The sequence below is a fragment of the Ruegeria sp. AF7 genome (genome assembly GCF_056541885.1).
In genome coordinates, this window is the sequence record NZ_JBQFYX010000008.1 from 12,719 (window position 1) to 38,075 (window position 25,357).

General features: G+C 56.8%; 21 protein-coding genes. 9 read left to right on the top strand and 12 right to left on the bottom strand.

The window, feature by feature from the left end:
* Positions 1 to 1,164, top strand: a complete 1,164-nt coding sequence (locus tag ACR0AP_RS13535) for a hypothetical protein (RefSeq protein WP_480507138.1) — start codon at positions 1 to 3, stop codon at positions 1,162 to 1,164.
* Here ACR0AP_RS13535 and ACR0AP_RS13540 read toward each other — a convergent pair.
* Complete coding sequence (locus tag ACR0AP_RS13540; RefSeq protein ID WP_480507139.1) at positions 1,161 to 4,760, bottom strand: flavoprotein; 3,600 nt, start codon at positions 4,758 to 4,760, stop codon at positions 1,161 to 1,163. The two genes, ACR0AP_RS13535 and ACR0AP_RS13540, sit on opposite strands and share 4 nt — an antisense overlap.
* 316 nt (positions 4,761 to 5,076) lie before the next feature.
* On the bottom strand, positions 5,077 to 6,654 hold the full coding sequence (locus ACR0AP_RS13545) for a DUF5928 domain-containing protein (protein WP_209507257.1): 1,578 nt from the start codon (positions 6,652 to 6,654) through the stop codon (positions 5,077 to 5,079).
* A 143-nt stretch (positions 6,655 to 6,797) separates the two neighbouring features.
* Here ACR0AP_RS13545 and ACR0AP_RS13550 point away from each other — a divergent pair, with 143 nt between their 5' ends.
* A complete protein-coding gene (locus ACR0AP_RS13550; RefSeq protein WP_209599235.1) occupies positions 6,798 to 7,616 on the top strand; it encodes a sulfotransferase family protein in 819 nt (272 codons plus the stop codon).
* 128 nt (positions 7,617 to 7,744) lie between these two features.
* On the opposite strand, the gene ilvD is transcribed toward ACR0AP_RS13550, so the two are convergent.
* Entirely contained in the window at positions 7,745 to 9,577 is a 1,833-nt protein-coding gene (gene ilvD / locus ACR0AP_RS13555; RefSeq protein WP_480507140.1) for a dihydroxy-acid dehydratase, read from the bottom strand.
* 108 nt (positions 9,578 to 9,685) lie between these two features.
* Between ilvD and ACR0AP_RS13560 the strand changes: the two genes are divergently transcribed.
* The 4 genes from ACR0AP_RS13560 (at position 9,686) to ACR0AP_RS13575 (ending at position 12,647) form a co-directional block, all read left to right on the top strand.
* A complete protein-coding gene (locus ACR0AP_RS13560; RefSeq protein ID WP_209507254.1) occupies positions 9,686 to 10,246 on the top strand; it encodes a helix-turn-helix domain-containing protein in 561 nt (186 codons plus the stop codon).
* Positions 10,246 to 10,515, top strand: a complete 270-nt coding sequence (locus ACR0AP_RS13565) for a CBU_0592 family membrane protein (protein WP_209507253.1) — start codon at positions 10,246 to 10,248, stop codon at positions 10,513 to 10,515. Before ACR0AP_RS13560 ends, ACR0AP_RS13565 begins: the two co-directional genes overlap by 1 nt.
* A gap of 93 nt (positions 10,516 to 10,608) precedes the next feature.
* The gene (gene sseA, locus ACR0AP_RS13570) at positions 10,609 to 11,463 is read left to right on the top strand and encodes a 3-mercaptopyruvate sulfurtransferase (protein WP_480483877.1); all 855 of its coding nucleotides are present in this window, start codon (positions 10,609 to 10,611) and stop codon (positions 11,461 to 11,463) included.
* Positions 11,463 to 12,647, top strand: coding sequence for an amino acid aminotransferase (locus ACR0AP_RS13575; protein WP_480507141.1), 1,185 nt, complete (start codon positions 11,463 to 11,465; stop codon positions 12,645 to 12,647). The genes sseA and ACR0AP_RS13575 overlap by 1 nt, the downstream gene beginning before the upstream one ends.
* Before the next feature lie 71 nt (positions 12,648 to 12,718).
* Here ACR0AP_RS13575 and ACR0AP_RS13580 read toward each other — a convergent pair whose 3' ends face one another.
* Both ACR0AP_RS13580 and ACR0AP_RS13585 read right to left on the bottom strand, forming a co-directional pair.
* Positions 12,719 to 14,044, bottom strand: coding sequence for an ammonium transporter (locus tag ACR0AP_RS13580; RefSeq protein ID WP_480507142.1), 1,326 nt, complete (start codon positions 14,042 to 14,044; stop codon positions 12,719 to 12,721).
* Between the two features lie 33 nt (positions 14,045 to 14,077).
* Positions 14,078 to 14,416: a P-II family nitrogen regulator gene (locus tag ACR0AP_RS13585; RefSeq protein WP_209507249.1), complete on the bottom strand. Its 339-nt coding sequence runs from the start codon at positions 14,414 to 14,416 to the stop codon at positions 14,078 to 14,080.
* Between the two features lie 259 nt (positions 14,417 to 14,675).
* Here ACR0AP_RS13585 and ACR0AP_RS13590 point away from each other — a divergent pair, with 259 nt between their 5' ends.
* Positions 14,676 to 16,850: a transglycosylase domain-containing protein gene (locus ACR0AP_RS13590; RefSeq protein WP_480507143.1), complete on the top strand. Its 2,175-nt coding sequence runs from the start codon at positions 14,676 to 14,678 to the stop codon at positions 16,848 to 16,850.
* Positions 16,851 to 16,924: 74 nt separating this feature from the next.
* Here the strand turns inward: ACR0AP_RS13590 and leuB are convergent, their stop codons facing one another.
* Positions 16,925 to 18,028, bottom strand: a complete 1,104-nt coding sequence (leuB, locus tag ACR0AP_RS13595) for a 3-isopropylmalate dehydrogenase (protein WP_480507144.1) — start codon at positions 18,026 to 18,028, stop codon at positions 16,925 to 16,927.
* A 91-nt stretch (positions 18,029 to 18,119) separates the two neighbouring features.
* On the opposite strand from leuB, the gene ACR0AP_RS13600 reads away from it, so the two are divergent.
* Positions 18,120 to 18,647 carry a redoxin domain-containing protein gene (locus ACR0AP_RS13600; protein ID WP_480507145.1) on the top strand — a complete coding sequence of 176 codons (528 nt, stop codon included), beginning with the start codon at positions 18,120 to 18,122 and terminating at the stop codon, positions 18,645 to 18,647.
* Positions 18,648 to 18,650: 3 nt separating this feature from the next.
* Here the strand turns inward: ACR0AP_RS13600 and ACR0AP_RS13605 are convergent, their stop codons facing one another.
* Positions 18,651 to 19,544, bottom strand: a complete 894-nt coding sequence (locus tag ACR0AP_RS13605) for a LysR family transcriptional regulator (RefSeq protein ID WP_480507146.1) — start codon at positions 19,542 to 19,544, stop codon at positions 18,651 to 18,653.
* Between the two features lie 84 nt (positions 19,545 to 19,628).
* On the opposite strand from ACR0AP_RS13605, the gene ACR0AP_RS13610 reads away from it, so the two are divergent.
* Complete coding sequence (locus ACR0AP_RS13610) at positions 19,629 to 20,531, top strand: Rossmann-fold NAD(P)-binding domain-containing protein (RefSeq protein ID WP_480507147.1); 903 nt, start codon at positions 19,629 to 19,631, stop codon at positions 20,529 to 20,531.
* On the opposite strand, the gene ACR0AP_RS13615 is transcribed toward ACR0AP_RS13610, so the two are convergent.
* The 5 genes from ACR0AP_RS13615 to leuC form a co-directional block, all read right to left on the bottom strand.
* On the bottom strand, positions 20,528 to 21,556 hold the full coding sequence (locus ACR0AP_RS13615; protein WP_480507148.1) for an endonuclease/exonuclease/phosphatase family protein: 1,029 nt from the start codon (positions 21,554 to 21,556) through the stop codon (positions 20,528 to 20,530). The genes ACR0AP_RS13610 and ACR0AP_RS13615 overlap by 4 nt on opposite strands.
* Complete coding sequence (locus tag ACR0AP_RS13620; RefSeq protein WP_480507149.1) at positions 21,553 to 22,383, bottom strand: hypothetical protein; 831 nt, start codon at positions 22,381 to 22,383, stop codon at positions 21,553 to 21,555. Before ACR0AP_RS13620 ends, ACR0AP_RS13615 begins: the two co-directional genes overlap by 4 nt.
* Positions 22,384 to 22,716: 333 nt before the next feature.
* On the bottom strand, positions 22,717 to 23,322 hold the full coding sequence (gene leuD, locus ACR0AP_RS13625; RefSeq protein WP_480507150.1) for a 3-isopropylmalate dehydratase small subunit: 606 nt from the start codon (positions 23,320 to 23,322) through the stop codon (positions 22,717 to 22,719).
* 41 nt (positions 23,323 to 23,363) lie between these two features.
* Entirely contained in the window at positions 23,364 to 23,906 is a 543-nt protein-coding gene (locus ACR0AP_RS13630) for an HdeD family acid-resistance protein (protein ID WP_209507240.1), read from the bottom strand.
* A 37-nt stretch (positions 23,907 to 23,943) separates the two neighbouring features.
* Complete coding sequence (leuC, locus tag ACR0AP_RS13635) at positions 23,944 to 25,347, bottom strand: 3-isopropylmalate dehydratase large subunit (protein WP_480483887.1); 1,404 nt, start codon at positions 25,345 to 25,347, stop codon at positions 23,944 to 23,946.
* Positions 25,348 to 25,357 lie beyond the last annotated feature (10 nt).

A 25,357-nucleotide genomic window follows, 5' to 3' on the forward strand; every position in this document is an offset into this window, starting at 1 on the left:
ATGAGTGTAGAAAGAAAGGTGTGGCTGATTTCTGGCTTGCTGACCCTTGGGCTCGCCGGTCTGTTGCTCAGGCTTTGGATCGACTTGAACCATTTTGAGGGGGATCCAACGCAGCTTCCGGATCAGGCATCGGTGGATGCCTTTCTGGATGAGCTGGACTCAGCACCAGATTACCGCGTCAAAACGGGGATATTCATCAAATCGTTCAGCTTTCTTGGTGCTAGCGACGTTCAGGTCACCGGCTACATCTGGCAGCATTACGTCGAAGGTGAACATGACAAGATCCGTCCAGCCGAGGGCGAGATCGGTTTCCTTCTGCCCGAAGCGGTCGATACAGCAAATGGCCTGATCGAAGAGGCCTATCGGCTACCGCAACAGGATGGCCTACTGATCGGGTGGTACTTTGAACAAACCCTTCGTCAGAGCTTTGACTACACCCGTTACCCCTTTGATCACAAAACGGTCTGGGTGCGCGTTTGGCCCGCATCTTTTGACGTCAATATTGCGCTGGTTCCCGACTTTGAGGCTTATACCGCGACCGGGCCGGATGATATTTTCGGCATCGACAGTCAGATCGTGATGGGCACGTGGGAACGCGAGAACACCTATTTCGACTATAAGCTGTCAAACCTGGATACGACGTTGGGCATCACGCAGAACACCTATCAAACCAACATGCCCGAACTGCATTATAACTTTGTCATCAAACGCAATTTCGCAAACGCGTTTATCGTGCACATGGTCCCGCTGCTTGTCGTGACAATGCTGCTGTTTGGGGCGCTGATGACCGTCACACGCCGCGAGGGGCTGGCCGATCGGCATGACTTCAGCACCTCCAGTGTGATTGGAACATGCTCGGTTCTGTTTTTCGTGATCCTGCTGGCCCATGTGCAGCTGCGCGAAGGGTTCGCGGGCTCTCCCGTGATCTATATGGAGTCGTTCTTTTTCCTTATGTACTTCATGCTGCTGGCAGTTTCGGTCAATACATACCTGTTTGCGTCTGACGTAGAGTCGTCGTTTCGAATTATCCACTATCGGGACAACCTTATTCCCAAGGCCGGGTTCTGGCCGTTCGTGCTGCTGTGTATGGTCGTGATTACGGCCTATAACCTTAGCTCCAAGGAAAGCCCAAAACCGCCACAAGTCAGCGCAGTGGAAAACTAGAGTGCCGGCTCAAATCCGGGCTTGGGTTCACCCTGCGCCATATCCAGCGTGTAGTCGCTGATGACTTCGGATTTGCCGTCACGCCAGTCTTGCAGGTATTTTTCAGGATCGGCGATCACATAGGCGTAAGCGGGTTTCATCACCCCGTCCACAATCACGTTGATCTTTTTGCGGATATAGACGTTCTTGGGTGAGCCCGGACCATGATAACCTTCCAGTTTGTCCAATTCGTGCAGGCCCGATTCCGTCACCCGGTAAACCTCTCCGCTTACTTGTTTGCCCATGCCCTGCTGATCGACAAGGGTTGCCATTCGGTGCAGGAAGCCACAGTTCGGATTGTCGCAGAAGGGTTCATTTGGAACGATCAGCGGCATTGGTTGCCGCGTGCGGGCAGGCCCGACAAAGTCATTCAAGACCCGGCTGTGAGCCTCATGGTTCGGGAACCCCTGTTTCAGGGAGCCGTATGTGAAATACAGATAGGTGGGTTCCTGAACGGCAATAAAGGTTTCGTCACGTCCCTGTTCCACATCTTTTATCTTAAGATTGTGATCCTGCGCCCAAGCATCCAGCATGGTCCGGATTTCGGGTGCGATATCCACGCCCTGAACAAATTCAATGCACGAGGTTGCATCCATGCCTTTGGCGCGCAACAGGATGTCGACCATCCTTGGGGCTTTGTTCATCACAGCCACATGCAATGCCGTGAAACCGTGGTCGTTGACGATATTGACGTCGATATCGCGGTCAATCAAATCCTGTGCCGCTTCATAATCTGGCTTGCCCAGATCGTGACCGCCTTCGTTCAACTCTCCTTCGCCACCGGCCGCATAATGCAGCAATGAATCGCCATGGGCCTCGTCCACGATATTGATGCCCACGACACCTTCATCGATGGCGCGGAACACACGTTTCCATTCATTGATATCATCAGCGGCGGCAGCCTCTCGGGCCCATTTGCACACGCGGTATTTCTGGTCGTCCAGTTCTTCGAACGCTTCGCCCAGTGCTTCCATGATCTGGTCAGGTGTGGCCATCATGCCAATCCCCATCCGACCGTTTGACAGCCGGCCTTCCCGGGGACCTATGAAATCAATGCCCAGTGTCTTCAGTCTTGCGACATTGTTCTGGGTGGTGATGTTGTTCCACATATTCGTGTTACAGGCCGGGCACAGGATCACGGGCTTCTTCTGGTACTGCCACGCCACAAAGACCGAGGTCAGAAGATTATCGGCGATCCCGTTTGCCACTTTGCCCATGGTGTTGCAGGTGATAGGAGCGACGATCACGCAATCGGCCCAGTCGCATAGCGCCAGGTGCGACGCACGCACCGGCATGTCGAATTCCATGTAACGGAAGTTCCATTCATCATCGTCGCGGTAATAGTCGTTATGGGTGATCTTGGCGTCGATCCGTTCAGCGCCGAAGTCCCGAAAGAACTTTTCGGCCGAAGTGGAAGGGATCAGTTTGACATTGTGTCCGGCGTCGACGATGCGCTCAACCAGTTCGGGGATCTTGTCTGCCGCTGATGATCCGCAGGCACAAAGCAGCACGTTGCGTTTGCCGCTGCTTACCTCGTTCATCACACCTTTGGGATAGCCGAACATGTTCTTGTTCAGGCTGGGCGTCTCTTCAAGCTTGGAAACGGGAAGACCCGCTTCGATCATGCGGTCCTGAAGGTGACCCGCCTTGATCATGTCTACAATGTCTTCCAGCTTTTCGCCTTTGCTGATGCACTGGCCTTGGAAAAACAGGTAGGGAACTTTGGGTTTTTCACCTAAAGATATCAGCTGACGTCGCATCTTTATCGCGTTGGGGTCGCGACCGCCCACATCCACCTGCTTTACGCTGGTCGCACCGATGTTTGAAAGAACACTTCTGAGCATGTAGGACCACGGGTCTTCATCTTCATAAAACAGAACCATGGGGTTGTTCCTGATAATGCTGGCGACATCTCCGGGGTCTTCGGGCGGCTCAACCGTTTCGATCACCAGCAACGCCGGGTTTTCCAGATCGCGCAGGCCGCGGAAGATGTTGCCGCGAGGGGCTTGCCAGACCTGTGACGTTGCGGGGCTCATGTCGACGATCGTCACAAGGTCGGTTGCTTCATCATATGCGATACACAGGCACCAGAATTCTTCGAGCAACGCGGTTTCCCGGTAAACGTTTACCGGTGGGCGGATGGCTTCGATCCCGGTTACCCGATTAAAGTCGATATTGATCATCAGGTGACGGTCCGTGTTGGCGTCCAGGCCCTGTAGTTGCATCTTGAACCAGTCTTCGGGGGTAAGGATCGATGTGTCCTCGCGCGTTCCGAAACTGCGAAGTGAACTGCTCAGGTGTATGTTTTCAGCCGCGTTCAGATATTTCTGGGCCATGTTGTGCATGTCCGCGGCCGTGGCCACCCGTGAGACAACATCCGTGAAAGAGGCTTCGGTGGCCCGCAGCAGCTCGTCTTCGTCCACCTTGTCATCGCCGTGAATGGCCAGGCTTTCCACCAACACCCCCAAGGAGTTCATGTTCGGAGTGGCGCGGCGGAACAGGTTGCGCCGTTTCTTGGGGTCTTTTGCCAGATAGAGCGTGCTGTCGACATAGTTGCATCGTTGCTTGAATGTCTTCAGATGCGTCTTGACCGCGGCACGCGCCGAGAAGCGCAAAATGCCACGCGACCGCATCGAGGTTCCGTCACGGTCCGACATCGCCTTCCAAAGCCGGTCTGCGGTTGTAACCCAAAGCTTGCCGTATTTCTCAGGATGTACGTCCATCATGTGCACCAGCCCAGTGCTTGGGTTGCACTTGGCGATTACGGCAAAATGCCCGCCCGGCATATTCGCTTTGCCATGGGCGACGCCGACCTGAAAATTCGCCACAAGAATATCATTGTCACCACCCAGCCGGTTGGATTCGTCAATCGCATCCAGCAACAGCTGCACGTTTGTCGTGTCCTCGTCCATGAAATAGGCCTGAACCTGAACACTGTCCCGCAAGCCCTGCGAATGAATGTAGGTACAGGCGACGTCAAACAGCTCACCCAGTGAGATACCGTCATTGACGACGAAAGACGAAGGCAGCGCGCATTCACGGAAAATGTCGTTCACTTCGCAACTGAAGCCCAACGCGGACATGCTGAGGGCGGCAGCCGTCACGCTGCAACAATTGATCGGCTGCTGGAAGTTCTGCAATTGAACACTGACCAGATCGCCGAACATCGTGGCGAAGCAGGGTTGCCGGATTTCCTCTGGTATCTGACGCCAGTTCTCGCTGGACAGAAAAGCCACCCGCGATCCGTCCAGCGCGAGCGCTTCGAGGCTGACGGGAATGTCTGATATCTGAAGGTGCTCTTCATAGAAATAGTCACCGACATCCGCGCTGGCCAAAGGATTACCGTTCTGCCGCAGCTGAACCACACCGCGCAGAACAACATACATGCCGCTTGCTGGCAGAACCGTGTTGTCGGTCACCTCGATACATTCGAAATGACGGTTGATGACTGACGGGTCGGCAATCTTGGCCTCGCCCGGCAGAACCTTGTATATCAGGTTCCAGTCTGCGTCATTTGGGATATATGATCTGGATGTTTCAATTTGATCTATAAGCACAACTGTTCCCCCCGGAGTTGCGTTTCAAATGTCTAATTGCGGCCAGCAGGGGCTTTCGGGTTTTCGATGCGCAGATACCCGTCATTCAGAATTAAGGACGCGTCTGTTTTTGCCTGTCACTGGCCAGGGCCGGCCTGCCAAAGTAAAAAGCATAAGCAAATTGGCCCAATTGGCTGCACAGTATCCGATTTTTGAATAAAAATCACGATGGCAGTGATGTTGGGTTTTAGGCCATCCTCTCCGACAGGCAAATATGCGGTGGACCCTACGCACCGAAGGGGCCGGAAAGCTGTCGGATTTCAGGCTGATCTGCCGTTTAGTCGGCGAACAGGTAGTCCAGCCGCATCACCGCGCTGGCCTTTTCTTCGTCCACCCCTAGAAACTCGGAAATGACAGCTACGTTTTCGGCGCGCTGGGCGGTTTCCCGCAGTCGCAGGTAATTGTCCAAACCGGCGGCGCGGATTTGTTGGGACTCGTAACTCAGATCGTTGCGAAGTGTCGGCAGCAGACGGGAAACAGTCTCAACCGGGCTGTTTTCCCCCGCCAATCCGACGCGGCGCGCATGTCCGATCAGGTATTCGTCCGAGTATTCGCATTCGATCTCAAGCACATGGGTTTTGGCCTGATCACCGCAGAAATCCTGAACAACGTCCAGGTTGGCCGGGTCGAGGCACAGAACCAACTGGTCTGATCCGAAACTTTCGAAAAGCATTCGTACAACGGCCCGCCGATGGCGCGAGCGCTTAGTCAGCGTCGTCTCAATACCGCCCAGATCAGGCAGTTGGGTATCCTCTTCGTTAAACAAGTATTCGACGCAAGGGATATCTGTTTCAGACGCGATCTGATCGACCAGCCTTTTGGCAACATGCCACTTCTTGCTGACGATCACGAACAGCTCTCGGTCAGGGCCCAGAACACTTTCGGCCTCCCAGAAACGTTGCCCGAACCGGCGCCCGATGCGCCCCCGGCCAGCCAGAAACGCATACAGGCTGCGCCCCTCGTTCGAGATGGGAAAGTCGATGCCCTCACTCGCGTAAAGTGAGCCGAGACGCTCTTTCAGCTCATGTGCCTCTGGGCTGATCTTGCGGGCAAACAAATAGTCCTGACCCAGAAGCATGTCATAGTGATCGTTGTAGAACGTGACGGGCATTCCATAATCCGAAAACATCAGAAATGTCGGTGTACGGTTTTCGATTTCGCCCTTCGGGATCAGGTGACGAACCAGCGTTTGAAAGAAGGTTTCATCGGGTATCCAAGTGGTCGAAAAAAACCGGATTATGTCCCTACGCTGCTGCAGAAGATCCAGGATCATCTCGACCGTTCGGCGGCGAAGACACCACCATTGGCTGCCAATCATCACCTGAAGGTCTTCAGGAATTTTGCGCGTCAACCCAAAACGCTTCTGCGTTTCGTAGGCGGTGTAGAATAGTTTGGGCTGGGCACGTTCATTGAAATAATGGCGATAGATCAGCCGGTCTTCTTTCATGCCGGTCTTGATCCAGTCGCTTTCGAAAAAGTCGTGGCTTTCAATGAAATCCTTGTCGTGATTATCCAGAAACCGATGGGTGTATTCTGCCGTTTTGATCGCCATGCAATCACCGGACAGCATGTAAAAATGCGTGGCGCGTGGGAAGGTTTCGACAGCAGCCTGCAAGGCGTTCAGCGTGGCCTGCACCAGCGACCACTCTCCCCAGCCGCATTTGATGCGCCTTTTTGCAAAGGTCACGTTCGGATTTTGAGCCAGCGCGGAACGGATGCGCCCGTAAGCTTCGGGGCTGGCGCTGGCGTCAAAGTGGATCGCCATGCAATCGCCCGCAGCAGTCAGCTGTTCAGCCTGTGCAATGATTGCATCAGGGTCCTTATGGCACAACAATATATAGGCAATCTTAGCCATCGAGGTTAGGTAATTTCCGTTTCTGCCCGGTTTCAACCGTGATACTGAGGATGAGCGATTGAATAAACAGAATAATTTTGGTTCCTTGTTATCAAAAGCTGGCATATCGGTTTGAGACCAGACCAGCGTAGGAGGCACAGCAGATGGGTTTTCCCGGTACCTGGATGACCGAGAGCGAAAGCATGGTGTACCGCGTCGTGCCCAAATGCGCCTGCTCGACCATTGGGCAGATCATGTATTATTCGGATCACGGCCAGTTCTTTGACGGCGATATCCATGACGCCAAGGATGGTATGCACAAATGGGCCTTTGATCAGAGCCAGGACCTGATTTCCAAAAATGTGCGCGATCACGCCTCGTATTCCTTTACCTGTGTGCGCAACCCGTACACGCGTATTCTGAGCTCGTTTTTTGACAAGATCTGCGGGATCCAGCGTAACGGCAAACGGTATCGTGGCAATCTGGTGCCAACGCTGATCTACAATTACGGGATCGAAGTGGGCGGAGACGATGGCAAGGGAGAGTTTGACCAGATCGCCAGCTTTCGCCGGTTCCTGTTGTTTGCGCGTGATACCATCCGCTGGCGACGCCCGATGGACCCGGATATTCACTGGTCTGCCATGTCTGGTCACGTGTCGACCTTCATCGTGAACGGCGGTCGTTATGATCGGATCTTCTGGACCGAAGCGTTCAACGATGGGATGCAGGGGGTTCTGGATAATACCAAGCTGAAGCATTCAGTTTCGCTGTCCGAAATACCCCGATTCAACGAATCCGAAGGCCATGGACCCAAGCGCGCACATCCGGTTGAGGACTATTTCGACGACCTGTCGATGCATCTGGTCTATGAAATCTACAAGCAGGATTTCGAGTTGTTCAAATACGATTTCGAAAACCCGGCAAACAAGATGCCGATTGGCGAAATCGATCTGGACGAAATTCACGCCAAGCTGGGCGATTGATCTTAAGGCAGGATGCCCCATCCATCGTAAACGTTTCTTGCGAAACACCTGCTCTGGTTGGGTCCGAGAGCGCCTGTGGATGATCGGCTTACCGGTCCGCCACGTCAGCAGACCGATAATGCATAGGTTTAGACCTGACGCACGGCTCCTTTTGCCGCGCTGGTGGTCAGCTTGGCATAGGCCTTAAGCGCAGTAGACACCTTGCGTTTGCGCGGCGCAGCAGGCACCCAGCCCTTTGCGTCCTGTGCTTCGCGCCGGGCGGCGAGCTCTTCATCTGAGACGGCCAGATGGATCGAGCGGTTGGGGATGTCGATTTCAATTGTGTCGCCATTCTGGACCAAACCAATCTCACCGCCTTCGGCCGCCTCGGGCGAGACATGGCCGATCGACAGACCGGACGTGCCGCCCGAAAACCGCCCGTCGGTCAGCAGGGCGCAGGCTTTGCCAAGCCCCTTCGATTTCAGGTAGGATGTCGGGTACAGCATTTCCTGCATCCCCGGACCGCCACGCGGGCCTTCATAGCGGATCACCACAACATCGCCCTCTTTCACCTTGCCGGTCAGGATGTCGCTGACCGCCTGATCCTGGCTTTCGCATACATAGGCTGAGCCGGTGAATTGCAGGATATTGGCATCCACACCAGCGGTTTTCACGATACAGCCGTCACGTGCGATGTTGCCGAACAGAACCGCCAGACCGCCGTCCTGACTGAACGCGTGTTCCTTGGACCGGATCACGCCACCCTTACGATCGGTGTCCAGTTCCTTGAACCGGTTCGACTGGCTGAACGCCTGTGTGGTGCGCACACCGCCGGGGGCGGCCTTGAACAGTTCCTGTGCCTTGGGGTTGTTGGCGATGGTGATGTCCCAGTTGGCAATCGCCTCGCCCATCGTGGCCGAATGCACCGTGCTGCATTCGTTGTGCAGCAGGCCCGCACGGCTGAGCTCACCCAGGATCGAGAAGATACCACCGGCACGGTGGACGTCTTCCATATGCACATTCTCGGTGTTCGGTGCGACTTTGCAGAGGCAGGGAACGCGACGGCTGAGGCGGTCCATATCGGCCATGGTGAAGTCAACCTCGCCCTCATGTGCGATGGCCAGCAGGTGCAGCACCGTGTTGGTTGATCCACCCATGGCGATATCAAGGCTCATGGCATTTTCGAACGCATCAAAGGTGGCAATCTCACGGGGCAGAAAGCCTTTTTCGTCCAGATCGTAATGGCGCTTGGTGATCTCGACGATGCGGCGGCCAGCCTCAAGGAACAGTTCTTTGCGGTCTGCGTGCGTCGCCAGAGTCGAGCCGTTACCCGGCAGGGCCAGACCCAACGCTTCGGCCAGACAGTTCATCGAGTTCGCGGTGAACATGCCCGAGCATGAACCACACGTGGGGCAGGCGTTTTCTTCGATGTGCTGAACCTGTTCGTCAGTGAACTTGTCATCTGCGGCGGCGACCATAGCGTCCACAAGGTCAATCTTCTTGGCCTCCAGATCGGCGATGTCGATCTTGCCCGCTTCCATCGGACCGCCTGAGACGAAAATGGCCGGGATGTTCAGACGCATGGCGGCCATCAGCATGCCGGGAGTGATCTTGTCGCAGTTCGAAATGCAGACCATAGCGTCCGCACAATGGGCGTTGACCATATATTCGACCGAATCCGCGATCACTTCGCGTGAGGGCAGCGAATACAGCATCCCGTCATGGCCCATGGCGATACCGTCATCCACGGCGATCGTGTTGAACTCTTTCGCCACGCCACCTGCTGCTTCGACCTCGCGCGCGACCATCTGGCCCAGGTCCTTCAGATGCACGTGACCCGGCACAAACTGGGTGAACGAGTTGACGATGGCGATGATCGGTTTGCCGAAATCGTCGTCACCCATGCCTGTGGCCCGCCAAAGGCCACGTGCGCCAGCCATGTTGCGGCCATGGGTAGAGGTTCTGGATCGGTACAATGGCATGATGCTGTTTTCCCTGTTGCCTCGGGTTGCATAATTCGGGGTTCGTACGTTATAGCGCACGTAGCACATGTGCGTTATAACGTACAAGGTAAATCGCAGGGCGCGGGTATGGCTATGGACGACATTACGCTGAAATTACGGGATGTGCGGACAGCCTCGGGGTTGAGCCTGTCCAAAGTCGCCGAGATGACCGGGGTCAGCAAAGCCATGCTGGGTCAGATTGAGCGCGGCGAATCGAGCCCAACGATCGCCACGCTTTGGAAAATCGCCAAGGGTTTTCAAATACCGCTCAGCGGGCTGATCGACACGACGCTGGGCGATCCATCGGTCTTTCAGACCGTAACCTTTCCCGGCAGTATCGAGGTCAAGATCGTCTTTCCCTTCGATCCCGCACTGGGTGCCGAAACCTTTCACGTGAACCTTGACGCAAACCAAAGCCACGAATCCCCGGCTCATGCCGCCGGGGTGACCGAGGAAGTGTTTGTCCTCAGCGGTACTTTGGAAATCCTGCGTGGCGAGGAATGGGTTCCCTTGCAGGCCGGGCAGGGGTTGCGCTTTGCTGCGGACCTGCCGCACGGATATCGCGCCGGTTCGCAGGGGGCTGCGTTTCTGAATATGCATCACTACGCCCAACACACAGAAACTCCTGAAATTGGTAAGGCACCTTAATGACTGCCATTTTTGACACTCTTACCATCGTGGATGCCATCGGCTCATTCGGGGCGCTGATCGTGGTGGCCGCGTATTTCGCGACGCAGATGCGGATGATGAATTCCGATGATCTGGCCTTTCCGGTGATCAACCTGCTGGGGTCTGTCCTGATCGTCTTTTCGCTGCTTGAGAATTTCAATCTGGCTTCGATGCTGATCGAAGGCTTCTGGATTGTGATCAGCATCATCGGCATCATCCAGCATTTCCGCCTGCGCAAGGCGCGATAAATCCAGAGGTTCACAAGCGCTAGCGCTATCCAGCCTTGAACGCCCATGCCACGGGGTATAGGGAAACCCCAAGCTCGCTTAGGGGAGGCTTTGATGCAGGACGATCCGAAAACCCTCGTATCCACCGAATGGCTGGCCGCGCATATGAAAGACCCGGATCTGCGGATTCTGGACGGGTCGTGGTATTTGCCCGCGCAAAACCGTGATGCCAAGGCCGAATATGATGCCGGGCATATCCCCGGAGCACGGTTCTTCGATATTGATGAGATATCAGATCACCGTTCCGACCTGCCTCATATGGCACCACCGGTCGAAAAATTCATGTCACGCCTGCGGGCCATGGGTGTCGGTGATGGTCATCAGGTTGTGGTTTATGATGGTGCCGGGCTGATGTCCGCAGCGCGCGTTTGGTGGCTGTTCCGTCTTATGGGGCAGGAAAACATCGCGGTTCTGGATGGGGGGTTGCCAAAATGGCAGGCCGAGGGGCGCGAGATCGAGGATCTGCCTCCGGTCATTCGCGACCGCCACATGACTGTTCGCGTGCAAAACCAGCTTGTCCGGGACGTCACGCAAGTTTCCGCCGCCGCCAAGCTGGCAGATCACGAGATCATCGATGCCCGCTCGGCCGACCGGTTTGCCGGAACCGCACCCGAGCCGCGCGAAGGGCTGCGTTCGGGCCATATTCCCGGCTCGCGGAATGTGCCCTTTGGGCAGTTGTTGAACGCCAACGGAACAATGAAGTCGCCCGAGGACTGCCGCGCCATATTCGAGGCTGCAGGTGTCGATCTGTCGAAACCGGTGATCACCTCTTGCGGGTCTGGCGTCACGGCCGCGATTCTCAGCCTTGCGTTGGAACGCATGGGCAAGAAAGACCACTCGCTTTATGACGGCTCCTGGGCTGAATGGGGTGCCTTCCCGACCCTGCCCGTCGCAACCGGAGAGAACTGATGTTCGAGAACCTGAAACCGCAGCCCGCCGACAAGATTCTGGCGCTGATGCAGATGTACCGCGAAGACCCGCGCGATCAGAAGATCGATCTGGGTGTTGGTGTCTACAAGAATGCCGAAGGCGTGACGCCGGTGATGCGCGCGGTGAAAGCCGCCGAACAGCGCATCTGGGAAGAACAGGAAACAAAGGCCTATACCGGTCTGGCCGGTGATCCGGCCTATGCGGATGTGATGATCGGTTTGATTTTGGGTACTACTGTGCCACGCGGCAACATCGCCGCAGTGGCGACACCCGGCGGCACCGGTGCCTGCCGTCAGGCGTTCGAGTTGATCCGGATGGCGAACCCTTCGGCACGTGTGTTTGTGTCGAACCCGACCTGGCCCAACCATCTGTCGATCCTGAATTATCTGGGGATGGAAACGGTTCAGTATCGTTACTTCGATGAAGACACTCGGGGCGTTGATTTCGATGGGATGATCGCAGACCTGAAAACCGCCAAAGCGGGTGACGTGGTTTTGCTGCATGGCTGCTGCCACAATCCGACCGGTGCCAATCTGAATATGGTGCAATGGCAAGAGGTCGTGAACCTGATCAATGCGCTGGGCCTCGTTGCGATGATCGACATTGCCTATCAGGGTTTTGGTGACGGTCTGGAAGAGGATGCGCAAGGCGTGCGACTGGTGGCTTCATCGGTAAAGGAATGTCTGATTGCGGCGTCCTGCTCGAAGAATTTCGGCGTTTATCGTGAACGCACCGGGTTGCTGATGGCGATCAGTGCGGATGCGGGGCAGACGGCCTTGAACCAAGGTACACTGGCGTTCCTGAACCGCCAGAACTATTCCTTCCCGCCCGATCACGGCGCGCGGGTGGTGACCACGATTCTGACCGATGACGCGCTGCGCGCCGACTGGTCCGCCGAGTTGGAAGAGGTCCGCCTGTCCATGCTGGGCCTGCGCCAGCAATTGGCCGACGAGCTGCAACGCCTCAGTGGCTCTGACCGCTTCGGCTTCATCGCCCAGCACCGCGGCATGTTCTCGCGCTTGGGTGCGGCCCCGGAACTGGTCGAGAAACTGCGCGTTGAACACGGTATCTACATGGTCGGCGACAGTCGCCTGAACATTGCCGGGCTGAACGCAGCGACTGTGCCGATTTTGGCCAAAGCAATAGTGGATGTCGGGGTGTAGACGCAGACGCGACATTTGAAACGAAAACCCGGGCGCGAACGCCCGGGTTTTTTGTCAGGTGAAGGCAAGGCTTAGCCTTTCGAGAATTCGGGGTATGCTTCCATTCCCAGTTCAGCCATGTCGAGGCCGTTGATCTCATCTTCTTCGCTGACACGGATGCCGACGGTGGATTTCAGGATCGTCCACAGGATCAGTGCGCCGACAAAGGTGAAAACGCCGTATGCGACGATGCCCAGAAGCTGCGCGCCCAGGCTTGCGTCACCGTAGAAGACGACGGCAATGGTGCCCCAGATGCCACAGAACAGGTGGACCGGGATGGCACCGACAACATCATCGATCTTGAACTTGTCCAGCATCGGGACCGCGAAGACCACGATGATACCACCCACGGCACCGATCCACAGGGCACCGAACAGGGTTGGGGCCAGCGGTTCGGCCGTGATCGAGACCAGACCCGCCAGCGCGCCGTTCAGCACCATCGTCAGGTCGGGCTTCCTGTACAGAACCTGAGTCAGGATCAGCGCTGCAACCGAGCCCGAAGCAGCCGCCATGTTGGTGTTGGCAAAGATGCGTGACACGTCCGATACATCACCCACTGTTCCCATCGCCAGCTGCGAGCCGCCGTTGAATCCGAACCAACCCAGCCACAGGATGAACGTTCCCAGGGTCGCCAGCGCCAGGTTAGAGCCGGGCATCGGGTGAACTTTGCCATCTTTGTACTTGCCGATCCGCGGACCCAGGATAAGGGCCCCTGCCAGCGCAGCCCAGCCACCGACCGAGTGTACGATGGTCGAACCGGCAAAGTCTGAGAAGCCCTTGGCATCCAACCAGCCGCCACCCCATTTCCACGAACCGGAAATCGGGTACATGATGCCTGTCAGCACGATGACGAAGATCAGAAAGGGCCAAAGCTTGATCCGTTCCGCCACGGCGCCGGAAACGATGGATGCGGTCGCGGCCACGAACACAAGCTGGAAGAAGAAGTCTGAACCGACCGAAGCATAGTCCAGTGCCGCATCCGCCGGCGCAACACCAACCGCATCAAGCGTTGTGGTCGAGAAGAACGGGCCAAGCCAGCCCGTGATGGACCAGCCGTCGCCTGGATACATCAGGTTGAACCCGATCAGCCAGTACATGATTGCGGCAAATGAAAACAATGCCACGTTCTTGATCATCTGCATGGCAACGTTCTTGGATCGTACCAGACCGCCTTCCAGCATGGCGAAACCTGCGGCCATGAAGAAAACAAGAAAGCCCGCCATCAGAAACAGCAGCGTGGTAAAGATATACTGGGTGTGCAGTGCCGCTTCGCCGGTTGCGGCGGCCTCTTGCGCAAGACCCATCTGCGGCAGCGCAACAATGGCGGCGGCAGGGATGAGAGATTTCATCAGGTTCATTGTCAGTCCTCGAATGATTGTGAGTGGGCGCGCTTACAGCGCGTCCTCGTTGGTTTCCCCGGTTCGCACACGCATCGCTTGTTCGACATCGAGGACAAAAATCTTGCCGTCACCGATCTTGCCGGTTTTGGCGGTTTTAGTGATGGTCTCGACGATCTGGTCGGCCATTGTCGCAGGCACCACGATCTCAAGCTTGATCTTGGGCACGAAGTTCACCGCATACTCGGCCCCACGATAGATTTCGGTGTGACCGGACTGCGAGCCGAAGCCCTTGATTTCGGTCACCATCATGCCGCGCACGCCAGCCTCGGTCAGTGCTTCGCGCACCTCCTCCAGCTTGAACGGCTTGATTGTCGCAATGATCAGTTTCACGTCTTTCCCCTCTGATTGTCCGGTGGGACCGGCTTGTTTGCACCTGCAGAAAAAAAGCGCGCCGCGGCGCAGTAAGAAACGCTTTCGGGGCCAAAACCTGTCGGAAAATAATGCGAAGTTGCACAATTTTTGCACAACGCAGCCGTTGCGACTAATAATTGAGCACTATAGAGAGGGGAAGTTCCGGAAAATCGGACCTCTACATACCGTGGTTGTCGAGGTATGGTGACCAAAAAGTATAACCGGGCAGAGTTTGAGCATGACTGAGTCCAAGCGCCGCAAGCCGACATTGGTCGCGGATAGACGGTACCCTTCAAAGGGCCGAAAACCGGCGGCGACCAAAAGCACGGCGGGCAAAAAATCGACGGCGCGCAAAACGGCCACGCGCAAAACCACACGCAGGAAAACCCGCACGTCATCAGCGGGCAAAGGCGGTGGTATCTTTCGCCGTTTGTTCCGATGGATCTGGCGGCTGATCTGGGGCCTGACCTGGCGTGTCGGTGCGATTTCGGCCATGCTGCTCGCGCTGGCGGTGGGTATCGTCTACGCCACGTTGCCGGATGTGGATGCCTTGCTGGATGGGCGTGCGCGGGGTTCCGTGACTTTGCTGGATCGTGACGGCAAGGTCTTTGCCTGGCGTGGCGATCAGTTTGGTGGCGTGATCACGGCCGATACCGTGTCTCCGCATCTCAAGAACGCAGTCATCGCAACCGAAGACAAGCGATTTTACCGGCATTTCGGGGTCAGCCCGCGTGGCGTCGCCAGCGCGGTCAGCATCAACCTGAGCGAAGGGCGCGGGCCTTTGTCAGGGCATGGCGGGTCCACCATCACGCAACAGACCGCGAAATTGTTGTGTTTGGGTGTTCCTTATGATCCCAGTGATTGGGACTCTGAGGCCGCGTATGAGGCCGACTGCCGTCAGGGCTCCTTGTGGCGCAAGGCCAAGGAAGCCGTCTATGCGCTGGCAATGGAGGTGAAATACTCCAAGGACGAGGTTTTGACGATCTACCTGAACCGCGCTTTTCTTGGCGCAGGCGCGCGTGGGTTCGAAGCCGCGAGCCAGCGCTACTTTGGAAAATCTGCCGCCGAGGTTTCGCCCGCAGAGGCCGCGATGCTGGCTGGTCTGCTGGTTGCGCCTACACGCTATGCGCCGACCAACAACCTGCAACGGTCTCAGGATCGGGCGCGGCTGGTGATCGGTCTGATGGAGGATCAGGGATATCTGACCGCCGCACAGGCCAGCGAAGCGCGTACGCGCCCGGCGCAACTGTCTGAAGCGGCTGCTGCCCGAGCGGGTGGCTATTTCGCAGATTGGGTTGTTTCGGAACTTCCCAGTTATTTTGGTGATAACACAACCGAAGATGTTGTGATTCAGACGACTTTGGATCAGCGGATTCAGCGATCGGCGGAAGAGGCTTTGCAATTCATCTTTCAGGAAAAGGTGCGCGAAGGCTCCAAGGCGCAGGCGGCCATCGTGGTCATGTCCGCGGACGGAGCGGTAAGAGCCATGGTCGGCGGCCGAGAAACACGGGTTGCCGGGGTGTTCAACCGGGCCACCATCGCCAAGCGCCAAACCGGTTCGTCCTTCAAACCTTTTGTCTACGCCACCGCGCTGGAACTTGGCTATTCGCCGCTGGATACGGTGATGGATGAACCTTACTGCGTGGACATTCCCGGGTCCGGTCAATGGTGCCCCAAGAACTATACCAACAAGTACTACGGGCGCGTGTCACTGGCGGATGCGCTGAAGAACTCGCTGAATATTCCGGCGGTGAAAGTTGCCGAGATTTCGGGTTTGGATAACGTCCGCACCGTGGCCAGTGGTTTTGGCATTGCCAGCGATCTGGCGCAAGGTCCGGCCTTGGCGCTGGGCGCGTCGGAAAGCACGCTGATTGAGATGACGGGGGCTTATGCAGGTATTCTGAACGGCGGCTCTGCCGTTGAACCTTATGGCCTGACCGAGTTGAAGCTGCTGGGTGATGAAGCACCTGTCATGGTTACGACAACCGGTATCGGTGAACGGGTGATCAACGACGCGGCTGCCAAACAGCTGACATGGATGATGGAACGTGTGGTGTCCGAAGGCACAGGTGGACGGGCCAAGTTGCCCGGCTGGCAGGTGGCGGGCAAAACGGGCACAACCCAGGCGGCGCGGGACGCATGGTTCATCGGGTTTACTGCGGATTATGTAACCGGTGTTTGGATGGGCTATGACGACAACACGCCCCTATCTGGTGTGACCGGCGGCGGTTTGCCCGCGGAAATCTGGAGAGAAACCATGCTGCGTGTCACCGAAGGGATGACACCGACACCCTTGCCGATGATGGCACCAGCGCCGCCGGTTCAGGTCGCACAGCCACAACCGCGTCGAAAGCGCGGAGGCTTTGCCGATGATATCAACAATCTGCTGAAGAATATTTTCGGCGGAAACTAGAGCCGTCTTTGATGGAAAAAACGAAAAAGGCGGTGCATCGGGCACCGCCTTTTGTCATTTCGCTGTTTCGTGTTTCAGACGCTGGCATCCAAGGCCGCAAGGATCGCGTCGCCCATTTCAGTGGTTGATACGGGCTGAACGCCCTCATCTGCAAGCAGGTCGCCGGTGCGTACCCCATCGGCCAGTACTTTCTCGATCGCGGCCTCCAGACGATCCGCTTCTTCGCCCTGATCAAAGCTGTAGCGCAGGGCCATAGCAAAGCTGAGGATACAGGCGATCGGGTTGGCTTTGCCCTGACCGGCGATATCCGGGGCCGAGCCATGGACGGGTTCATACATTGCCTTGGGCCGACCATTAGCCATCGGCGCGCCCAGAGAGGCCGAAGGCAACATGCCCAGCGACCCGGTCAGCATCGCGGCGCAGTCGGACAGGATGTCACCGAACAGGTTGTCGGTCAGGATCACATCAAACTGTTTCGGTGCGCGCACAAGCTGCATCGCGCCGTTGTCGGCGTACATATGGCTCAGCTCAACTTCGGGGTAGTCCGCTGCGACGCGGGTGACGACTTCGCGCCACAGGATGCCCGATTCCATGACGTTGGCTTTTTCCATCGAGCACAGCTTTTTGTTGCGGCGCATTGCCAGTTCAAAAGCCGAGCGCGCGGCGCGTTCGATCTCGGATTCGGTGTAACGCTGGGTGTTGATGCCGACGCGTTCGTTGCCTTCCTCGAAGATGCCGCGCGGCTCACCGAAATAGACGCCCGACGTCAGTTCGCGGACGATCATGATATCCAGACCGGCAACGACGTCTTTCTTCAGCGACGAGAAATCGGCAAGCGCGTCAAAGCACTGGGCCGGGCGCAGGTTCGAATACAGGTCCATTTCCTTGCGCAGGCGCAGCAAACCACGCTCGGGTTTCAGGCTGAAATCCAGATCGTCGTATTTAGGACCGCCGACAGCGCCCAGCAGAACCGCGTCAACCTCTTGCGCTTTTGCCATGGTCTCATCGGACAGAGGCTTGCCGTGGGCGTCATAAGCGGCACCGCCCACCAGATCCTCGCTCACGTCAAATTGAAGACCGCGATTGGCACCGAACCAATCGATGATTCTGCGCACTTCGGCCATAACTTCTGGGCCAATTCCGTCTCCGGGCAGGATGAGGAGCGAGGGGTTGGGCATGAAGGGTCTCCTTGCGTTTTGTTGCACAGGCCCTAGCGTCTGCGCAGCATCGGGTCAATGAGACAGACCTGTCAGAACACAAGGAAAACACATGCTGACACCTGGAAATCGGGTTCCTGCGCTAAAAATCGAAACTGTCGCCCATGGCAGCTTCGATCTTGACGTGGACAAAGGCGAAAACGGGGCGCTGGTAATTCAATATCGCGGGCTGCATTGCCCGATTTGCATCAAGCAGATGGCCGAGGTAGAGGCGGCGCGGGACGATTTCACGGCGCTGGGTGTCGAGGTTATCATGATCACCACCGATACCGCCGAACGTGCCGCTGAAACCGCCGAAAAAGCCGGAGCGTCGCGCTTGCGTGTGGGTCACAGCTTTCCCCTGTCTGCTGCGCGGGAGGGTTGGGGTCTTAACATCTCGACCAAGCGCGAAGGCAGCGCCGAACCGGATCTGTTTGCCGAGCCGGGGCATTTCTACATCGCACCTGACCGGACGCTTTATTTTGCGTGGCAACAGACCACGCCTTTTGGACGTCCGTCGATGTCGGATATCGCGGGTGGTCTGAAGTTCACTTTGGGCAATAACTACCCGGCGCGCGGAACTTATACCGGCCCGCTTTGACGCTCAAAGAGCGGCTTTGAGCCCTTCTGCCAACAAATCCCAGACCCTGCGGATACGTGGGGTCTGGCGCATCGCCTGCGGTGCAGCCAACCACACGGGTAGAACCGGGATTTCAACATCCAGTGGCAAGATTTCGACATCCGGGTCGGCTTCGGCCATCTGGACCTGGCTGAAGCCAATGCCGCATCCCGCGCGGATCAGTTCCCAATAGGCGCTTTGCAGATCGCAGCGGGTCGCAAAACTATCGCGACTTGCGGGCCATCCTTTTTCGCGCATGGCCTTGATGATTTCCTGATTGGCGTCAAAACCCACAAGGTCGTGGGAAAAAAGTTCCTTGGGTGTTGTAGGGCGCCCCTTACGATCAAGATAGGACTTGGCCGCGCAAAAGCATAGTGGCACCTCCCCCAGATATCGCGAGATGATATCCATCTGCGCGGGGCGATACATGCGAACGGCAATATCCGCCTCGCGGTACAGCAGGTTTTCCGTGGTGTCAGTGGCGACCAGCTCAAGTTGAATGGCGGGTTCCTGCCTTCGGATATTCGCCAGAATCGGTGGCAGCAAGTGATGCGAAGCGAAGACCGAAGCGGTGATGCGGACCGAGCCTTCAAGCTGCTGCGACTGCCCTGCGGCGGCAAGGCTGAAGGCAGTCATGGCGCTGTGCATTTGCTGCGCCATCGGCAAGAGCTGGGAACCTGCCACGCTCAGTTTCAGGCCACGCGCGTGCCGGTCGAACAAGGATACGCCCAGTTCGGCCTCAAGGCTTTGTACTTGCCGTCCCAATGTGGGCTGGCTGCGATCAAGGTGCCGTGCAGCGGCAGACAGAGACCCGGTTTCGGCCACGGCCAGAAAGCTTTGGATCAGAGACCAATCCGCATGTGTCAGTGCTTTATCCATTCAAAAATGAATACACATTCTGCATTTCGCGGCAATTCAATACGTACATTGAATGGGTAGATTGGTCTGAAACAGGAGGCATCAATGACACAAACTGCACTGATACTCGGCGCGTCGGGCCGGTTTGGGCGCAATGCTACAAAGGCGTTTCGAAATGCAGGCTGGGCCGTGCAAACGTTCCGTCGCGGGTCCGGATCTCTTTCCCAGGCGGCAAAAGGGGTGGATGTCATCGTAAACGGATGGAATCCGCTCTATCCTGATTGGGCGCGTGAAATGCCCGACCTGACCAGACGTGTGATAGATGCCGCGTCCGAGACCGGAGCCACCGTACTGGTTCCAGGCAACGTCTATGTGTTTGGAGCGGACACGCAAGGCCCATGGTCCGGGAGTACACCGCACTTGGCCACCAATCCGCTTGGCCGTATCCGGATCGAGATGGAGGAGGCGTATCGCGCTTCAACCGTCCGTACGATCCTTCTGCGTGCGGGCGATTTTATTGACACAAAGGCATCAGGAAACTGGTTCGATCAGGTCATGATCAAGCATCTGTCGCGCAATCAGTTCGTGTATCCCGGAGATCCAGAAGCTTTGCACGCCTGGGCCTATCTGCCTGATTTGGCCCAAGCTGCCGTCGCGCTGTGTGAAATTCGAAAGGATCTGCCGCGGTTCTGCGATGTTCCTTTTGCTGGCTACACTCTGACCGGAACTCAGATCGCGCAGTCTTTGACGAGAGTGACCGGACGCGACATATCCGTGAAGCCGATGCAATGGTGGCCATTGCAGCTGGCGCGACCATTCTGGCGCATGTCTTCACACCTGATTGAAATGCGGTATCTGTGGCAGGTGCCACACCAGTTGGACGGATCGTACCTGACCGAGTTACTGGGTTCTGAGCATCAGACCGATCTGGATGATGCATTGCGTTCTGCAATCTCACCTAACCTGGTGACTTTGTCCTATGCGACCCCAGAGTCGATCATGCCTTAAGGCAGGGTGACGTCAACCCAGACCAATCGGTGCCTGCTGGCACGTAGGGCAGATTCGTAAAGCTTGTTGCCTTTTTCCGGCCACGTCACACCGGCATCCGAAATGCGCAGGTCGGCGGACGGCAACACATAATCCACGCGCATTTCACCCGTGGCCTTCCAAGCGACCGTTGAGGTCGAGCCTGAAGGGTCTTTCGGCAGCGGGTCTTGCAAACGGGGATGGGTCAGAAGGGACTGAATGGCCTGTTTACGGCCCTCTCCACGCGTTGGATCAAGGTTGGCATCGCCGGCGATCACAAAGGCACCTTCGGGGACTGGCTCCAGTTCACCGTTCAATATTACGGACCAGAGCCGGATCTCATCCTGATTGCGCAACCCGTTTCGATCCTCGGGCCCATCGAAAACGGGCGGCGCCGCATGAAAGGTCATGAGATTGAGCCGCCCATACGGGGTTTCGATCGGTACAACCCAATGTGCAGTCGAAGACAAGCGTTGTATCTGATGTGCCGCGTCAGACGGGAAGGGTTGCCCGTTTACGCCAGGCAGGGTGGCGCCCGGTAAACTGCGCCACAACAGCGCAGAATAATCCTGAACCTCAGCTGTGATAATTTCGTATCGTGATAACACCGCCAGCCCACCTTGACCTGTGAACTGGCCCCAGCCTTGGGCGTCGCCGGGGCCTTGGGCCTTGCTATCGCCGTCCAGGTCAAGCGAGGTTTCCAGCCCGGCATTGGGTTGTGTGGCAAGGTAATATCCGTAATCAAGCCCCGCGTTGCGCAGTTTCCCGGTCAGGGCTGTTACAGCGGTATTGTTTAGGTCCCAGTCGATACCCTGAAGGACGATAATGTCAGGGCGCGCGGTTGCAATAACGTCGACAACGGCCAGAACTTGCGCGTCATCGCGTTGAATGTCGCGAAGAAGTAGGCCGGGACCTTTTCTGCTGAGCTCGGTGTTATAGGTGGCGATACGCACGACCTCTGCCTGTGCCGCAAAGGGCAACAATAGCAGACATAGGATGCGGATCATGCGGCCTGCGTTGACTCGCTGGTCGAATAGGCGCGGCGTTTTTCCATGATCAAGCCCGCGATCCTGAGGGTCGCCATGCCGCGCATGATCATGCTGGCGGGCAGGAAAGCCCATGCGCTCATGGTCCAGATCAAGGTCTGTGGGTTCCCGAGAGAGATCGGGGCGATCACACTGCTCGTCAACTTGATGATCGCCGGAATGAGGAATGGCAGCAGAATGCCGATACAGATGTTCAGGCGGCCATCCCTTTGAAGGCGCGTAACGACATCGCCCCCTTTGGTCGGGTCAAACAGCGGCAGGTTTGTCCACACATTGAAGGCGCCATTTCCGGTTGGCCATCCCCGAACCCTGACCGCATAGGCAAAGCTGACAATCGTGACCAAAGCCGCGACATAAGCCACGCTGGCTGTGATGCGGACCAGTTCGATCAGGGCGTGGCCGGCATCCGGGGGCAACATCAACACGATGAGGCGCACCGGAGAATAGGGGAAGTCCACCACATTTGCGACAGCCAAACCAACCGAATAAGAGAACGTGGTCAACTGCGTTGGTTCAAAAGCGTTTTTGCAGATCAGCGTCAGAAAGGTGACCATCGACATCAGGCCGACAAACCGAAGGCGATTGACCGGGGGCGCGTCGCGGAATTCGATGAAGCTGGGAAAGGCGGAATTGTATTCGGCAAAGGTCAGGATAAACGCGAGGATCGCGAGAAAGACCAGTATCTCGGTCCCGTTCGTAGATGAGACAGGCAGGTACAACGCAGGTGTCAGCACCATAAGTGCAACAAGTATACCGCGTATCGCCGCCCCTGTTGTGCGCGCAATCACTATCCGAACCCTTTTTCAAACCGGATCAGCCGATCTTTGTCGACTTGTTTCCAACTTGTGCCCGTCGCTTCGTCTGACGTTGACGGATGCCTCTTCAGCGTCAACATGAACGATAAGCGGCATTTTGCTCAAGCCGAGGTGCAGAAAACACGGGATTTCGGGCAAAAAGATGGCGCAACTGGTGCGGTATTGCATCATTTTCGACGCAAATCCGACGTGTATCTCAAATTGATACCCACATGTTGTGGTTTTCGAAAAATCAACCCCAAGAATGCGAGCGGGGCCGCCTTGGCGACCCCGTCAGGTTGAGTATCCACAGATTCGTCCCCAGAATCACACCCAGGGACGGGCCTGACTGGCGTGATCCTCGAACTTGTCGATGTGATGATCTTTTTCCATCGTCAGCCCGATATCATCCAGACCATTCAGCAGGCAGTGCTTGCGGTGAGGATCCATTTCGAAATCGATCACGACGCCGTCCGATGTGGTGATCTGCTGGTCTTCCAGATGTACGGTCATGCGGGCGTTTTCGCCTTTATGCGCATCATCCATCAGGATCGCGTGGTGTTCTGCCCCGACAACAATCGGCAGAATGCCGTTCTTGAAACAGTTGTTGAAGAAGATGTCGGCAAAACTGGTCGAGATCACGACCTTGATGCCGAAATCCTTGATCGCCCAGGGCGCGTGTTCGCGTGAGGACCCACAGCCGAAATTGTCGCCAGCAACCAGAATCTCGGCCTCGCGATAGGCGGGCTTGTTCAGGACGAATTCTTCATTCTCCCGACCGTCATCGTGATAACGCATCTCGTCGAACAGAACGACACCCAGGCCCGACCGTTTGATGGTTTTCAGGTGCACTTTCGGGATGATCATATCGGTGTCGATATTGATCAGCGGCATTGGGGCGGCCACCCCGTGGACTTTTTCAAACTTATCCATGTTCATACTCCTGCGGGAGAGGGCCGCGCCCAGACACCGCGTTAAGCTTGTTTCGTTTCTTTTGGTGCGTCCTTGACGAAGAACGCCATGAAGACAAGGCCGAGCCCGTTAAAGATCATCTCGATCCCCAGCAGGATGCCCAGCAATTGCAGCAGCACCGAAGGGTCCATTGCAGCAAAGCGCCAGATCAGGATCGCAAGAACAATCGACATGATGCCCGAGACCAGCGTCGCCCAGAAATACTGTGTTCCGCGCATCTGGAACGACAGGATCACGCGGGCAATGCCGCCAGCCATGAACAGGATCAGGCAGACGGTTGCCAGTGTCAGCGTTCCTTGCAGTGGGTGATCCAGAAAGGACCAGCCCAGAAACAGCATCACGACACCCATGATAAGTGACAGTATCTTGTTGCCGGTCCCTTCAACTGTGAAGCCGCCAACAACCTGCAATGCGCCCGAAATCAACAGCAATACACCTGTGACCACCGTCACGGTAATTGATGCCACGACCGGTGCGCCCAGCACAAAGATGCCGAACACGATGGACAGAAGTCCAAGCAATAGCCATTTTGTCCAGTCACTCATGTCTTCAATCCCTCAAATATCCAGTTATGAGGGTAGCTTACATCATTTCACGAACGTCTGTCAGCCGTCCTGTGATTGCCGCTGCGGCGGCCATTGCCGGGCTTAGCAGGTGGGTACGCCCGCCCCGGCCCTGACGGCCTTCAAAGTTGCGGTTTGAAGTCGCGGCGCAGCGTTCACCCGGTTGCAACTGGTCGGGATTCATCGCCAGACACATCGAACATCCTGCCAGACGCCACTCGAAACCGGCTTCTTTGAAGATATCCGCCAGACCTTCTTCTTCGGCCTGCGCGCGGACGAGGCCCGAGCCCGGAACGACCATGGCGCGCATGCCGTCCTTGATCTTTTTGCCTTTCAGAATCTCGGCGGCGGCTCGCAGGTCCTCGATCCTGCCGTTGGTGCACGAGCCGATAAAGACGGTGTCGATCTCAACTTCGCTCAGCTTCTGGCCGACTTTCAGTCCCATATACTCTATGGAGCGGCGGGCTGCATCGACTTTGCCGCCTTCGAAATCCTCGGGGTTCGGGACGGTTGCGGTGATCGGCAGAACGTCCTCGGGGCTGGTGCCCCAGGTCACGACCGGCGCGATGTCTTCGCCGCGCAGAGTGATGACCTTGTCGAAATGCGCGTCTTCGTCGGTGTAAAGCGTTTTCCACCATGTCAGAGCCGCTTCCCACTGCGCCCCTTTCGGCGCGTGCGGGCGGCCTTTGACATAGTCGAACGTTGTTTCATCCGGCGCGATCAGGCCGGCACGAGCCCCGCCTTCAATCGCCATGTTGCAGACGGTCATGCGACCTTCCATCGACAGATCACGGATTGCTTCGCCGCAATACTCGATGACATAGCCGGTACCGCCAGCAGTGCCGGTCTCACCGATCACAGCCAGAGTAATGTCCTTGGCGGTCACGCCCGGTTGCAACTTGCCGGTGATTTCCACCTTCATGTTCTTGGACTTCTTCTGGATCAGCGTTTGCGTGGCCAGAACATGCTCAACCTCAGACGTGCCGATACCGTGAGCCAGCGCGCCGAATGCACCGTGAGTCGCTGTGTGGCTGTCGCCGCAGACAACGGTCATACCCGGTAGGGTCCAACCCTGTTCCGGGCCAACGATGTGGACGATGCCCTGGCGCACGTCATTCACCGGGTAGTAGTGAATGCCGAAATCCTTGGCGTTCTTGTCCAGCGCCTCGACCTGAATGCGTGATTCCGGGTTTTCGATCCCGTTCACGCGGTCCGGTGTGGTCGGCACGTTGTGGTCCGGTACAGCGATGGTCTTTTCCGGCGCGCGCACTTTACGGCCTGCCATGCGCAGCCCTTCAAAAGCCTGCGGGCTGGTAACTTCGTGCACCAGATGGCGGTCGATATAAAGCAGGCAGGTTCCATCATCGGCTTCGTGCGCGACATGGGCATCCCAGATCTTGTCATAGAGTGTCTTGGGGGACATCGGTCCTCTC